The organism is Actinoplanes sp. SE50/110, from assembly GCF_900119315.1.
In the GTDB taxonomy this organism is placed as follows: Bacteria; Actinomycetota; Actinomycetes; order Mycobacteriales; family Micromonosporaceae; genus Actinoplanes.
Window position 1 is genome coordinate 1,808,140 of sequence record NZ_LT827010.1, and the last position, 12,421, is coordinate 1,820,560.

17 protein-coding genes and 1 pseudogene are annotated in these 12,421 nt (G+C 73.6%); 13 read left to right on the top strand and 5 right to left on the bottom strand.

The features are described 5' to 3' along the window. Positions 1-112 precede the first annotated feature (112 nt). Complete coding sequence (locus ACSP50_RS43770) at positions 113-760, bottom strand: hypothetical protein (protein WP_014688674.1); 648 nt, start codon at positions 758-760, stop codon at positions 113-115. Between the two features lie 36 nt (positions 761-796). On the opposite strand from ACSP50_RS43770, the gene ACSP50_RS43775 reads away from it, so the two are divergent. The 3 genes from ACSP50_RS43775 to ACSP50_RS08120 are packed head-to-tail and all read left to right on the top strand — an operon-like array spanning position 797 to position 1,822. After that, entirely contained in the window at positions 797-1,147 is a 351-nt protein-coding gene (locus tag ACSP50_RS43775) for an Rv2175c family DNA-binding protein (RefSeq protein ID WP_014688675.1), read from the top strand. Between the two features lie 16 nt (positions 1,148-1,163). Beyond that, positions 1,164-1,490 carry a lycopene cyclase domain-containing protein gene (locus ACSP50_RS08115; protein WP_014688676.1) on the top strand — a complete coding sequence of 109 codons (327 nt, stop codon included), beginning with the start codon at positions 1,164-1,166 and terminating at the stop codon, positions 1,488-1,490. Further along, positions 1,487-1,822 (top strand): lycopene cyclase domain-containing protein, encoded by a 336-nt coding sequence (locus ACSP50_RS08120; RefSeq protein ID WP_014688677.1) that lies wholly within the window; start codon positions 1,487-1,489, stop codon positions 1,820-1,822. The genes ACSP50_RS08115 and ACSP50_RS08120 overlap by 4 nt, the downstream gene beginning before the upstream one ends. Here ACSP50_RS08120 and ACSP50_RS08125 read toward each other — a convergent pair. Next, positions 1,803-2,873, bottom strand: a complete 1,071-nt coding sequence (locus tag ACSP50_RS08125) for a polyprenyl synthetase family protein (protein WP_014688678.1) — start codon at positions 2,871-2,873, stop codon at positions 1,803-1,805. The two genes, ACSP50_RS08120 and ACSP50_RS08125, sit on opposite strands and share 20 nt — an antisense overlap. 59 nt (positions 2,874-2,932) lie before the next feature. On the opposite strand from ACSP50_RS08125, the gene metF reads away from it, so the two are divergent. The 6 genes and pseudogenes from metF to ACSP50_RS45010 all read left to right on the top strand — a co-directional run. Then, positions 2,933-3,856, top strand: a complete 924-nt coding sequence (gene metF / locus ACSP50_RS08130) for a methylenetetrahydrofolate reductase [NAD(P)H] (protein WP_014688679.1) — start codon at positions 2,933-2,935, stop codon at positions 3,854-3,856. Continuing rightward, a complete protein-coding gene (locus ACSP50_RS08135; RefSeq protein WP_014688680.1) occupies positions 3,853-4,482 on the top strand; it encodes a CDP-alcohol phosphatidyltransferase family protein in 630 nt (209 codons plus the stop codon). The genes metF and ACSP50_RS08135 overlap by 4 nt, the downstream gene beginning before the upstream one ends. A gap of 110 nt (positions 4,483-4,592) precedes the next feature. Further along, on the top strand, positions 4,593-5,030 hold the full coding sequence (locus tag ACSP50_RS08140) for an HNH endonuclease (protein WP_014688681.1): 438 nt from the start codon (positions 4,593-4,595) through the stop codon (positions 5,028-5,030). Between the two features lie 158 nt (positions 5,031-5,188). Next, positions 5,189-6,394 (top strand): serine hydrolase, encoded by a 1,206-nt coding sequence (locus ACSP50_RS08145; protein ID WP_231956887.1) that lies wholly within the window; start codon positions 5,189-5,191, stop codon positions 6,392-6,394. Continuing rightward, on the top strand, positions 6,387-7,463 hold the full coding sequence (locus ACSP50_RS08150) for an enolase C-terminal domain-like protein (RefSeq protein WP_014688683.1): 1,077 nt from the start codon (positions 6,387-6,389) through the stop codon (positions 7,461-7,463). The genes ACSP50_RS08145 and ACSP50_RS08150 overlap by 8 nt, the downstream gene beginning before the upstream one ends. A gap of 19 nt (positions 7,464-7,482) precedes the next feature. After that, positions 7,483-7,638: pseudogene (locus tag ACSP50_RS45010) on the top strand (MFS transporter); the annotation flags it as partial. An 88-nt stretch (positions 7,639-7,726) separates the two neighbouring features. On the opposite strand, the gene ACSP50_RS08160 reads toward ACSP50_RS45010, so the two are convergent. After that, positions 7,727-8,440 carry a DUF2306 domain-containing protein gene (locus ACSP50_RS08160; RefSeq protein WP_014688684.1) on the bottom strand — a complete coding sequence of 238 codons (714 nt, stop codon included), beginning with the start codon at positions 8,438-8,440 and terminating at the stop codon, positions 7,727-7,729. Positions 8,441-8,523: 83 nt separating this feature from the next. On the opposite strand from ACSP50_RS08160, the gene ACSP50_RS08165 reads away from it, so the two are divergent. The 3 genes from ACSP50_RS08165 to ACSP50_RS08175 are packed head-to-tail and all read left to right on the top strand — an operon-like array spanning position 8,524 to position 10,951. Then, positions 8,524-9,231, top strand: coding sequence for a TetR/AcrR family transcriptional regulator (locus ACSP50_RS08165; RefSeq protein ID WP_014688685.1), 708 nt, complete (start codon positions 8,524-8,526; stop codon positions 9,229-9,231). A gap of 20 nt (positions 9,232-9,251) precedes the next feature. Continuing rightward, positions 9,252-9,749 (top strand): hypothetical protein, encoded by a 498-nt coding sequence (locus ACSP50_RS08170; RefSeq protein WP_014688686.1) that lies wholly within the window; start codon positions 9,252-9,254, stop codon positions 9,747-9,749. A 59-nt stretch (positions 9,750-9,808) separates the two neighbouring features. Then, positions 9,809-10,951 carry an MFS transporter gene (locus ACSP50_RS08175; RefSeq protein WP_014688687.1) on the top strand — a complete coding sequence of 381 codons (1,143 nt, stop codon included), beginning with the start codon at positions 9,809-9,811 and terminating at the stop codon, positions 10,949-10,951. Here the strand turns inward: ACSP50_RS08175 and ACSP50_RS41655 are convergent. Together ACSP50_RS41655 and ACSP50_RS08180 are read right to left on the bottom strand one after the other, a co-directional pair. Further along, on the bottom strand, positions 10,941-11,105 hold the full coding sequence (locus tag ACSP50_RS41655) for a hypothetical protein (protein ID WP_014688688.1): 165 nt from the start codon (positions 11,103-11,105) through the stop codon (positions 10,941-10,943). The genes ACSP50_RS08175 and ACSP50_RS41655 overlap by 11 nt on opposite strands. 198 nt (positions 11,106-11,303) lie before the next feature. Then, positions 11,304-11,864 carry a TetR/AcrR family transcriptional regulator gene (locus ACSP50_RS08180; RefSeq protein ID WP_014688689.1) on the bottom strand — a complete coding sequence of 187 codons (561 nt, stop codon included), beginning with the start codon at positions 11,862-11,864 and terminating at the stop codon, positions 11,304-11,306. A 71-nt stretch (positions 11,865-11,935) separates the two neighbouring features. Here ACSP50_RS08180 and ACSP50_RS08185 point away from each other — a divergent pair, with 71 nt between their 5' ends. Continuing rightward, positions 11,936-12,334, top strand: a complete 399-nt coding sequence (locus ACSP50_RS08185) for a nuclear transport factor 2 family protein (protein WP_014688690.1) — start codon at positions 11,936-11,938, stop codon at positions 12,332-12,334. Positions 12,335-12,421 lie beyond the last annotated feature (87 nt).

Here is a 12,421-nt window from a genome sequence, read left to right on the forward strand (position 1 = left end):
CCGGTGAGGGTGACCCAGGATGTCACAGCTGAGTCCAAACGGGTACCGAAACGGCTGTGACCTGCACTGATTCGCTGCCGCCCAGCCTGGTCTTCCGGATGGATCCAGAAATTCACCAACGATGGTGGAGGTGCGGCGCGGCGTCGTCGCTCGTGCTCGGGGCGGGTTCTGCCGAGGCGCTCGGCGGCGCGGAAGCGCTGGTGGGGACCGATGGGCTGGGGGCCGGCTCGCTGCTGGGCGCGGCGGTCGGGGTCGGCACCGGCGGGGTCACGCAGTGGCAGACCGGGCTGCGGCGGGGCGCCGGCTTGATCGCCCTTTCCGGCGATATTCCGGCCTTCGTCGGGCTGATCGGAGCGACGGCGGTGGCCGGGGCGGCCCGATGGTGGGTCGCGGTCGGGCGCGGCCGGCCGGTCACCGTGCCCAGCCGGGCCGACGGCGACGGCGACGGCGACGGCGCGGGCACCGCCACGGGTTGCTCGCCGGCCGCCGCCAGACCGCGGGTGACCAGCAGATACGACCCGGTCGCGCCGACCAGCCCGAGCGCGCACAACGCGACAACCACGACGAATCGGCGCCGCGGCCGGGCGTCGGTCTCCGGCGGCACGGTGCGCCACTCCATCAGCGACCCGGGAAACGTGCTCAGGCCGGTCGAGGTGACGTCCGGCCCCTCGGTGCCCTCAGCCGGGCGGCGGCACAGGTCGTACTTGACCGAACGCCAGGCGCCGGCCAGCTCACCGCGCATCCTTCGCCACAGGCTCATCAACTGTTCTCCGATCTGGTCTGGCACGCTGTACGCGTGAGCGAACCCGTCATCACCGAACCGGCTGCCTGGATCAACCTGCCCGACCTGTCCGAGAGGCTGGACGTGTCGATCAGCAAGGTGCACCAGATGATCAGAGACGGCGACCTGCTCGCGGTCCGCCGCGACGGCATCCGCGTGGTGCCCGCCGAACTGGTGGCCAACGCCACCGTCCTCAAGCATCTGCCCGGTGTGCTGAACGTGCTCCGCGACGCCGGGTACAACGACGAAGAGGCCTTCCGGTGGCTCTACGCCGAGGACGCCGAGGTCGGCGGCAGCGCCGCGATCGCGCTCGGCGGTCAGCAGGCGCGCGAGATCAAGCGCCGCGCGCAGGCCCTCGGCTTCTGATCGCACGATCGACACCATGAGGCATTTGTCGTACGTCGCGGTGCTGGCCGGATGCCTGGCCGGGGCGCTGTGGCTGGAACCGATCCTGCGGGTCAACGTGCTGCGCCGGTGGCGTCGGCTGCTGCTGGCCGTGCTGCCGATGGCGGTCGTCTTCACCCTGTGGGACCTGGCGGCGATCGCGGCCGGCCACTGGCACTTCGACCCGGCCCAGATCACCGGCGTCTACCTCGGCGGCGGGCTGCCCCTCGACGAGGTGCTGTTCTTCCTGGTGGTGCCGGTCTGCGCGATCCTCGGCTTCGAGGCCGTGCGGGCCGTGCTGCGACGTCCGGCGGGGGACGAGTGACCTACACCACCGCTGCGGTGCTCGGCGTGCTGGCCGCCCTCACGCTCGACGTGCTGATCCTGCGGACCCGGCTCGTCGGGCGACTGGTGTTCTGGGCCACGTACCCCATCATCTTCGTCTTTCAGTTGATCTCGAACGGCATTCTGACCGGGCGCGACATCGTGATGTACGACCCGGCCGCGATCCTCGGCCCGCGGCTCGTCCACGCCCCGGTCGAGGACCTGCTGTTCGGTTTCGCCCTGGTGCTCGGCACGCTGTCGCTGTGGGTGGCGCTGGGCCGGCGCGGCATCCAGCGCACCCCGCGAGCCGGGTCTAGACGGACCGACGAGTAGCCGCGTCGGCCAGCCGGCGCAGCACCTCCCGGGCGTCCTGATCGATCGGTGCCGCGTCCAGCGCGCCGATCGACGCGGTCATCAGCTCGTCGATCCGGGCCTCGGTCGCGGCCAGCGCACCGCTGTCCCGGATGACCGTGCGCAGCCGGGCCACCCCGGCCTCGTCCAGGCCGGGGTCGCCGAGCGCGGCGTCCAGTTCGGCCCGCCCGGCCGCGTCCAGCGCGCCGAAGGCGGCCGCGACCAGATAGGTGCGCTTGCCCTCGCGCAGGTCGTCGCCGGCCGGCTTGCCGGTCCGCTCCGGGTCGCCGAACACGCCCAGCACGTCGTCGCGCAGCTGGAACGCCTCGCCCAGCGGCAGGCCGAACGCCGAGTACGCCGCGTGCACCCCGGGGGCCGCTCCGGCCAGCGCCGCGCCCAGCAGCAGCGGACGCTCCACGGTGTATTTCGCGGCCTTGTAGACGGCCACCTTGCCGGCCCGCTCCAGCGACGTGTCGCCGGTCGCCTGGGTGAGCACGTCCAGGTACTGCCCGACGGTCACCTCGGTGCGCATCCCGTCGAAGATCGGGCGGGCCCGTTGCACGTCGGCCACCGCCATCCCCGAGGTGTGCAGCAGCTCGTCCGACCAGACCAGGGCCAGGTCGCCGAGCAGCACCGCGGCGCAGTCGCCGAACCCGGCCGCGCTGCCCCGCCAGCCCTCGCCGGCGTGCAGTTTCTCGAACCGACGGTGCACCGACGGCACCCCGCGCCGGGTGTCCGAGCGGTCCATCAGATCGTCGTGGATCAGCGCGCTGGCCTGCACCAGCTCCAGCGCGGCGACGGCCGCCACCACGGCGTCCGAGTCGGCGCCGCCGGCCCCGCGGAAACCCCAGTAGGCGAATGCCGGCCGCAGCCGCTTCCCGCCGCCCAGCACGAACTCGGAGACCGTGGCGGACATCTCGGCCAGCGCCGGGTCGATCGCCAGCAGCCGGTCACGCTGCCCGGCCAGGAACACGGTCAGCGCCTTGTCGACACGCGACCGCAGACCGGCCTCGTCGAGCGGGGAGTTCGTCACGCGTCGACGCTACTTGTTCGCCGCCGCGGGCCCGTCCACCGGCCCGGTATGGTTCCGGTGTGTCTCTCGGACTTCCCTCCCGGCTGCCCGGCACCCCGTCGATCGGCGACCTGGTCCGCGGCGCGGCGCCGACGTTCTCCTTCGAGTTCTTCCCGCCGAAGACACCGGACGGGGAGCGGCTGCTCTGGCAGGCCATCCGGGAGCTGGAGTCGCTGCGGCCCAGCTTCGTCTCGATCACCTACGGGGCCGGCGGCACCACCCGGGAGACCACGGTCGCGGTCACCGAGCGGGTCGCCACCGAGACCACGCTGCTGCCGCTGGCCCACCTCACCGCGGTCGACCACTCAGTGGCCGACCTGCGCAACGTGATCGGCCGGCTGGCCGGCGCCGGGATCCGCAACGTGCTGGCGCTGCGCGGCGACCCGCCGGGCGACCCGATGGGCGAGTGGGTCCGGCACCCGGACGGCGTCGGTTACGCCGACGAGCTGGTCCGGCTGATCCGCGAGTCCGGCGACTTCAGCGTCGGGGTGGCCGCCTTCCCGCACAAACACCCCCGGTCGGCCGGCGTCAAGGACGACACCCGCAACTTCGTCCGCAAGTGCCGGGCCGGTGCCGACTACGCGATCACCCAGATGTTCTTCGACGCCGACGAATATCTGCGGCTGCGCGACCGGGTGGTGGCCGCCGGCTGTCACACCCCGATCGTGGCCGGCGTGATGCCGGTGACCCGGATGGCCACCATCGCGCGCTCCACCCAGCTCTCCGGCGCGCCCTTCCCGCCGGCGCTGCTGCGCGACTTCGAGCGGGTCGCCGGCGACGACGCGGCGGTGCGCGAGCTGGGCATCGAGACGTGCGCGGCGATGTGCGCCCGGTTGCTGCGGGAGGGTGTGCCGGGCATCCACTTCATCACCATGAACCGGTCCACCGCCACCCGCGAGGTCTGGCAGCGGCTGGCCCCCGCGGAAGTCGCCGCGTCGGCGTGACCTGGGACGAGTACGCCCTCGCCTGGTCCGGGCTGCACGGCGGGTTCGACCCGCGACGAGCCTCCCGGGTGGTGCGCGGCTGGGTGCTCACGGCGTACCGGGTCGGCTTCTGGCTGAGCCGCCACCGGGTGTCACCGATGACGGTGACCACCTGCGGTCTGCTGATCTGCGGGGCGGTGCCGCTCGCGGTGCCGGTCAGCCTCCCGCTGGCCGCCCTGTTCGTGCTGCTCGCGGCGGGCGCGGACGGCCTCGACGGCGCGGTCGCGGTGATCTCCCGGCGAGTGACCAGACTCGGATTCGTGTACGACTCGGCCGCCGACCGGCTCGGCGAGGCCGCATGGCTGCTCGCGTTCTGGCTGGCCGGCGCCCCCGGCTGGCTGGTGGTGGCCGGCGGTGCCGCGAGCTGGCTGCACGAGTACGTCCGGGCCCGGGCCGCGGTGGCCGGCATGTCCGACATCGGGGTGGTGACCGTCGGCGAGCGGCCCACCCGCGCCCTGATCGCCGGTCTCGGCCTGGCCGCCATCACCGTGGTCCGGCTGCCCTGGCTGCCGCCCGCCCTGTGGCTCGCCCTGCAACTGGCCGGGCTGATCCAGCTCGGCGCGACCGTGCGCCGCGCGCTTCGCTGATCCGTTTATTTCGGTTGTCGGCCGTCGATGCCACGCCTATTTTCTTCCTCAGTCATTCACCGATGATCTGCTGATTCCGGTGAATATGGATGTGACGGGGGTGAAACGGAATGAGCGCGGTTCTGGTGCTGAACGCGGACTGCGGGCCGCTGCACCGGGTCAGCCTCCGGCACGCGATCCGGATGCTGTTCCGTCAGGTGGCGGTCGTGCACGAGGCGCGGCCGGACGCGACCATCGGCGTCTATCAGGTGCCCACCGTGGTGCGACTGGTCAGCTATGTGGTGACCCGCTGGCGGCGTGGCCGCGGCCCCGGCTGGTCCCGGGCCGGCGTGCTGGCCCGCGACCGTCGCACCTGCGGTTACTGCGGCGAGCCGGCCACCACCATCGACCATGTACTGCCCCGCTCGCGCGGCGGCGGGAATGAGTGGCTCAACACCGTGGCCGCCTGCGGCCGCTGCAACAACCGCAAGGGCGACCGGACCCCGGCCGAGGCGCGGATGCCGCTGCGCGTCACGCCGTACGCGCCGGCCTGGGTGACCTTCGCCTGATCCGGACCGGCGGCCGGCGGGTGGACACGGGGACTCGCCGGCCGCCTTTTTCCACACCCGATATCGGCGGCGTGAGCGATCCGCTTACGCCGCCGCAACGGACCGCCGTGCAGGGTGGAGACTGACTTCACGACGGGGGGACAATGGTGCTCAGGAAAGTGGACGCGGCAACCGGGGTCGGCCGGCGGCGACTACTCGGCTGGGGCGGTCTGGCCGCGGCCGGCGCGGTCACCGGCGGCCCGCCGACCCGCGCCGGCGCGGACCGGTTGCCGCCGGACACCCTTCCCGGCGGCGCCTACGACCGCTACGTGGCACGGCTCGCGGCGCAGGGCCGGTTCTCCGGCGTGGTCATGCTGTCGCACCGCGGCCGGACGGTGCTGTCCCGCGCCTACGGCATGGCCGACCGGGAGCGGGGCATCCGCATCCGGGAGAGCACCGCGTTCACCTTGAGCTCGGCCGGCAAGCCGTTCAACGCGATCGCCGTCCTGCAACTGGCACAGCAGGGCCGGCTGCGGCTGACCGACACGGTCGGCGACCACCTGGACGGTTTCGACCGGGACGTCGCCCGTACGGTGACCATCCATCACCTGCTCTCCGGCACCTCCGGGCTGAGCATCCCGGACGAGGACGTCCAGCGGATCTTCCGGAGCCGGGCCGAGGTCCACGAGTACCAGCTGCGGTGGGCGCGGCAGTCGAGACTGGTCGGCATTCCCGGGCAGCAGGACCGCGAGCACGTCGGCGCCGAGACGGTGATTCCGGCCCTGATCGTGGAGACTGTCAGCGGGATGTCCTACTGGGACTACGTGGAGCAGCACGTGTTCCGGCGCTGCGGGATGACCGGATCGGCGTTCTTCACCCGGCCGCAGTGGCTCACCGACCCGCGCCTCGCCCACCCGTACATGACCATGGCCGACGGCAGCCGGCTCGACGCGGTCCGGCACCTGGACCGGGGCAGCCCGCTCGGCTACCTCCGCGACCGGAATCCGGGGCGTGCCTTCATCGACGCGATCGGGGACGGCGGTTTCGCCACCGCACCGGACCTGATCCGGTTCGCCCACGCGCTGCGCGACGGCACCCTGCTCGACCGGCCCTGGGCGGACGTGCTCACCGCGCCGAAGATCCCACTGGGGCCGGGAGCGTTCGGCACCTACGGCCCGCCCGCCGCGATCACCGGCGGTCAGTGGGCCGTGCAGCGCGCCGGCGGCAACCCCGGGGTCTGCGCCAACTGGAGCATCTACCCGGACACCGGGTGGGCCGGCGTCATCCTGGCCAACCGCGACGACGTGCCCCTGCCGGAGATGATCGGGCAGGAGACGCTGGCGGTCACCGGGGTCGCACCCGCCGACGGCGGCAGCGGTGGGTGACGACCGCACCATCGCCGCGGTCCGCGCCCGGGCGGTCGATCTGCGGCTGGACCGGCCGGTGGAGACGGCCGGCGGGGTGATGGCGACCACCCCGCTGGTGCTGATCGACGTCCACACCCGGGACGGGGTGGTCGGGCGGTCGTATGTGCGCTGCTACACCCCACTGGCACTGGGCCCGCTGGCGAGCCTGGTCGGTGCGGTCGGCGAGGCGCTCGTGGGCAGCAGCGCCGCCCCGCTGACCGCCGAGCGGGCGATGCGCCGGATGTTCCGGTTGGCCGGTCCGCAGGGGCTGGCCGGGATGGCGACGGCCGGCATCGACATGGCGCTGTGGGACGCGCGTGCGGTCGCCGCCGGGCTGCCGCTGGTGACGCTGCTCGGCGGGGAGCCGGGGCCGGTCGACGCGTACGCCTCGCTGCGGGTGATGGACGCCCGCGCCGCCGCGGCCGAGGCGCAGGAACTGCTCGGCCTGGGGTTCACCGCGTTCAAGGTGAAGGTCGGCGGGCGATCCCTCGCGGACGACCTCGCGGTGATCCGGACGCTGCGCGCGGTGATCGGCCCGGACGCCCGGCTGATGGCCGACTACAACCAGAGCCTCACGGTGACCGAGGCGATCGAGCGGGTCCGGGTGCTCGATCACGAGGGCCTGTACTGGATCGAGGAGCCGACCACCGCCGAGGACTTCGCCGGTCACGCGCGGATCGCCGAGGCGGCCGTCACCCCGATCCAGCTGGGCGAGAACTGGTGGGGCGTGTCCGACCTGGCCAAAAGCATCGCGGCCCGAGCCGGCGACCACGCCATGCTCGACGTGATGAAGATCGGCGGGGTGACCGGCTGGCTACGGGCGATGGCGGTGGCCGACGCCGCCGGCCTGCCGGTGTCCAGCCACACCTTCCCCGAGTTCAGCTCGCACCTGCTCGGGGTCACGCCGAGCGCCACCTACCTGGAGTACCTGGACCACGCCCGGCCGATCCTGACCGAGCCGGTCGTGGCGCGCGACGGTCAGGTGTGGATCGCGGACCGTCCGGGCGCCGGCATCACGTGGGATGAGGCGGCGATCGCCCGGGGTTAACCTGTGCACCGTCGCGTTGATGATCGTTCTGGACAGCACCATCGTCGCCGTGGCCGTCCCGGTCATCCAGCGCGACCTCGGCTTCACCCCGGCCGGCGTGGCCTGGGTGATCAACGGCTACCTGGTCGCCTTCGCCGGCCTGCTGCTGCTCGCCGGCCGCCTCGGCGACCTGCTCGGCACCCGCCGGATCTGCCTGGCCGGGTTGCTCGTCTTCACCGCCGCCAGCCTGCTCTGCGGGCCTGAGGGGCGCGCGGGTCCGGGCCTCAGGGGCGCGCGGGCTCGGGCTCGGCCGCGGCGCGTGGGGCGGGGACGGCGGCGGCCGGCCGGCGGTGGCGGCCGCGCTCCAGCCACCCCTCGGCGAGCAGCAGCGGAACCGTCCACCCCAGCCACGCCGCCGCCGAGGACGCCACCCAGGTCAGCAGGCCCGCGTCGCCGTGGAACGTGGTGTCCAGCCGCGGGGTCAGCCCGATCACGAAGACCGCTCCCCAGATCCGGTTGGTGATGATCGAGGCGGTCAGGGCGAAGCTGCGGATCATCCACCGGCGGTGCTCGCCGAACCGGCGGCGCCGGCCGGCGCGCCAGCCGGCGGTGGTCACCGTGAGCCAGAGCAGCGCCAGCAGGACGTCGCTGGCCCGGGTGACCGGCCCGTACGGGGTGAACGCCCCGATCGTCAGCGCGCACACTCCGGCCGGCAGCACCCCGCCGAACACGTAGAGCCGGCCGATCCGCCGGTGCGCCACCGGGTGCCGCTGCCGGAACCACGGCCAGATCTGCACCACCGCGGTGCCCAGCGCCACGCTGCCGAAGAGCACGTGCGGCACCAGCAGCCAGAAGTGCGCGACGCCGAGCGTGGGCGGCTGGGGCACCCGGGAGCGGGCCGGGTCGAAGCTCAGATACGGCGGGAGGGAGAAGGTCACGAAGAGCACCACGATCGCCGCGAGCGGGACGATCCACGGGCGCCGCCACCATCGAGTCATTGCCGGTCCCCTTATCTGCGTATGTCCTACGCAATTCAGCGTAGGCCGTACGCAGTAAATTCGGAACCCCCTACGATGGGGCGATGGTCAGCGAGTTGCCGCGTACGTTGAAGGTGCTCTGGGGGGTGGCGGAGCGACCCACCCGGGGCCCGCAGCCGGCGCTGAGCCTGGACCGGATCGTCGCCGCGGCGATCGGGATCGCCGACCGCGACGGTCTCGCGGCGCTCTCCATGGCCCGCCTCGCGGAACGGCTCGGCTGCGCGCCGATGTCGCTCTACCGGCACGTGGCCAACAAGGACGAGCTGCTGGTCTTCATGCAGGACGCGGCGCCCGGTGAGCCGCCGCGGTTGCCGCCGGGGTGGCGCGACGGTCTGGCCGCCTGGGCCCGCGCGCTGCGCGCCGTGCTCGCCGCGCATCCGTGGATCCTGCAGGCCACCGCGGGCCGGCCGCCCCTCGAACCGGGTCAGCTGGCCTGGCTGGACCGGGGCCTCTCGGCGTTCGCCGGTACCCCACTGAGCCACCGGCTCCGCGGCGAGATGGTGATGGCCGCGCTCTACCTGGCGCGCGGCGAGGCGCAGATCAGCGCGGTGCTGCTCAGCGGGGTGCCGGACGTGGTCGCCGACTACGGGGCGCTGCTGGCCCGGTTCGTCACCGCGGAGCGGTTCCCGGCCCTGGCGGAGGCGGTCGCGGACGGCGCCTTCGCGGAGGCTGCCGGGCCGGACGAGTCCTTCGAGATCGGACTGGCCCGGCTGCTCGACGGTATCGAGCTCCTGATGTCAACGTTTGATTGACAATGCCCTAGGGTGGACGCGTGACCGACCTCAGTGCGTTGCGGGCAATCCGGGAGCGGCGGGCCCGGCTGGACGCCGAGGAACTGGCGCTGATCGATCAGGCTCGCCGGGCCGGGGCCACCTGGCCGGCCGTCGCCGCGGCGCTCGGCCTGGCCAGTCGCCAGGCCGCCGAGCAGCGCCGGCACCGCCTGGCGCAGGCCGCCGAGCGGGGCGCCCGGCCGCTGCGGGCCGATCGGGACGCCGGATACGGCGAGGCGCCGGCCCGGTTGCGGGAGAGCGCCGCCGAGCTGCACCGACGGATCGGTGCCGATCGCCGGTGGGACGCCCGTTTCCCGCGCGCCGCGCTGGTTCGCGAGATCCTGTCGAGCGCCCCCGACGCCCCGCCCGGAGCGCTGTTCGACCTGGTTGCCGGTGCTCTCGCGGACCTGTCCGGGCCGCCGGTGCCGCGCCTGCCGGCCCCGATGCGGGCCGCCGTCGACCGGCTTGCGGCGAGCCTGGCCGCGGCAAGCCCGGATTGACACCAGGTCGCTCAACCTTGGAGGATCTGAGTCCGACCGACTCATGTCTGAGGTGACGTGTGCGCCGGAACGCCGTGCTGTTCGTGCTGATCTCGCTCTGCTCCGGCTTCGGCGGCAGTGCGCTCGCCCTCGCCGCCGGACTCTGGGTGCTCGACCTCACCGGCTCGCCCGGGCTGGCCGCGCTGGCCGGGCTCGGCACGTACGCCCCGGTGCTGGCCGCGCCCTGGCTCGGCGCCCTGGTCGACCGCTTCCCCCGCCGCCCGCTGCTGATCACCGTCGACGTGCTGGTCGGCCTGGCGATCCTGGCCCTGCTGCTCGACCCCGCCCCGACCGGCATCTACCTGGTCCTGCTCGTCCGCGGGATCGGCTACGTGCTGCTGGACGCCGGGGAGACCGCGCTGCTGCCGGCCGCCCTGCCCGCCGGGCTGCTCGGCGATGTCAACGGCTGGCGGTCCAGCGCCCAGGAGGGCATGAAACTCGTCGCGCCACCGGCCGGGGCCGCCCTCTATGCCTGGCACGGCCCGCGTCCGGTGCTGCTGCTCTGCGCGGCGCTCCCGCTGGTCACCGCGCTGCTGTACGCCATGGTCCGGCTGCGCGCCGCGCCCGCGGTCCCGGCGGCCGGCCCGGCGCTCGACCGGCGCGGCGTCCGGGCCGGGCTGACCGAGCTGTGGCGGGCGCCGATGCGCACCCCGGTCCTGGTGGCGGCGGTGGCCATCGCGGTCTCCGGGTTCACCAACGCCGCGGTGCTGCGGCACCTCGTCGACGACCTGCACCGCCCGTCCACCTACCTCGGCGTGCTGTCCGGTCTGCAGGGCGCCGGTGCGATCGCCGGTGGGCTGCTGGCCGGCCGGCTGCTCGCCCGCCTGCGCCCGGCCCGGGTCGCGGCGCTCGGTGCCACCCTCTTCGCGGCCGCCTGTCTGACCTGGGCACTGCCCTGGTGGCCGGCCATGCCGGTGGGCAGCGTGCTGACCGGACTCGGGCTGCCGTGGACGCTGATCGCCGGGATCACCGCGATCCAGACCGGCACCCCGGACCGGCTGCTGGGCCGGGTCGGGGCCACCGGCAGCATGGTCATGTTCGGGCCGATCACCCTGGGCATCCCGCTCGGGTCGGCGCTGTCCGGCGCGGGCGCCCGGCCGCCGCTGATCATCGGCGCCGCGCTGACGCTCGGCGTGGCGCTGGCCGCGCGGGTCAGCCGCTGATCAGCGGCAGGTGATCGAGGATGTCCCGGGGGTCGTCCGTGGCACACCCGACGTAGTTGTCCGGACGGATCAGGAACAGGGCGGATTGACGTACATCATAAGCGCGGAGCGCCGCGGCGGCCGTGACGTGATGGACGGGCAGTGCGCCGGGCATGGCCGGCAGGGTGTGGGCACCTCGGGAGTGGGCGCGTGCAGATCGTCCATCCGCCACTCGGCGGCCGCGCGAACGCCTGGTTCTCCGGTGCGCGGCGGCCCGGGCTGGGCCGGGAACTCGGGGACGACGAGGCGATCGAGACGCTGACGACGTTTCTGCACCGCGGCTTCGGCGGCGCCTGCGCCCGCCGCCCGGGACTCAGGCCGCCCGCAGACCCAGGAACACCACGGCCAGGGTGCGCTCCCGCAGCGTCTCGTCCCAGCCGCCGTGCAGCGCCCCCTGACAGAGGCTGACCAGCAGGGCCATCACCTCGGGCAGCTGAACGCCGGCGGCCACCGTACCGGCCGCCTGCGCCTCGGTCAGCAGACCGCCGACCGCCCACTCCAGCTGTCCGATGGTCTGTGGCAGGCGGATCTCGAGACCCGAGCCGGCCAGCAGCTGCACCACCGATCGCTTGGCGGCCGCCTCGCCGATCAGCCGGCGGAAGAACTCGAACAGCCCGTCCCCGCGGCCGGCCAGCTCGCCGGCATCGGCGGTCAACCGCCGGAGCAGGCGTTTCATGATCTCCGCGAGCAGGTCGTTCTTGGTGGGGAAGTGCCGGAAGACGGTGCCGATCGCGACCCCGGCCCGGCGCGCCACCTCGTCGGTCGACGCGGTCGCCCCGCGCTCGGCGAAGACGGTCTCGGCCGCGTCCAGGATGCGTGCCCGATTGCGCTGGGCGTCGGCGCGCAGCGGGGGACCGTCGGCATCCGGTGGCAAGTCGAGTCTCCACTCACTATCGTGGTCGAAGGAAGCTGAGTTTTGACTCATCTTAACCGGAGGTGTGTGTGGTGACACCGCAGGAGATCTTCGTGCGCATGCGCGAGCGATGGCTGTCCGGCGACGCGACCTATGACGAGGCGATGCTCGCGGAGGATGTGGTGGTCGAGACGCCGTTCGCGGCGCCGGGGCGGCCGACCCGCACCGAGGGGCGCGAGCGGGTCCTGGAGCAGGCCCGGGCCGGGCGGGCCGGGTTCCCGGTGCGGTTCGACGACTGCCGGGCGGTGGTGATCCACGAGACCGGTGACCCCGAGGTGATCATTGTGGAATACGAGCTGGTGGGGACGCACACGGTGAGCGGACGGCGGGCGGCCGCGCCGTTCATCGGGGTGCTGCGTACCCGGGACGGGGTGCTGGCCGGCTGGCGGGAGTATCAGCACACCATGGCCATCGCCGCGGCCACGGCCTGAGCGCGGCGGGTCCCGGCGACCGTCGATGTGCCGCGAGAGGGACCGGGTGCCCGGCACGCCGTTGTGCCGGACACCTGGAGTGGAGCG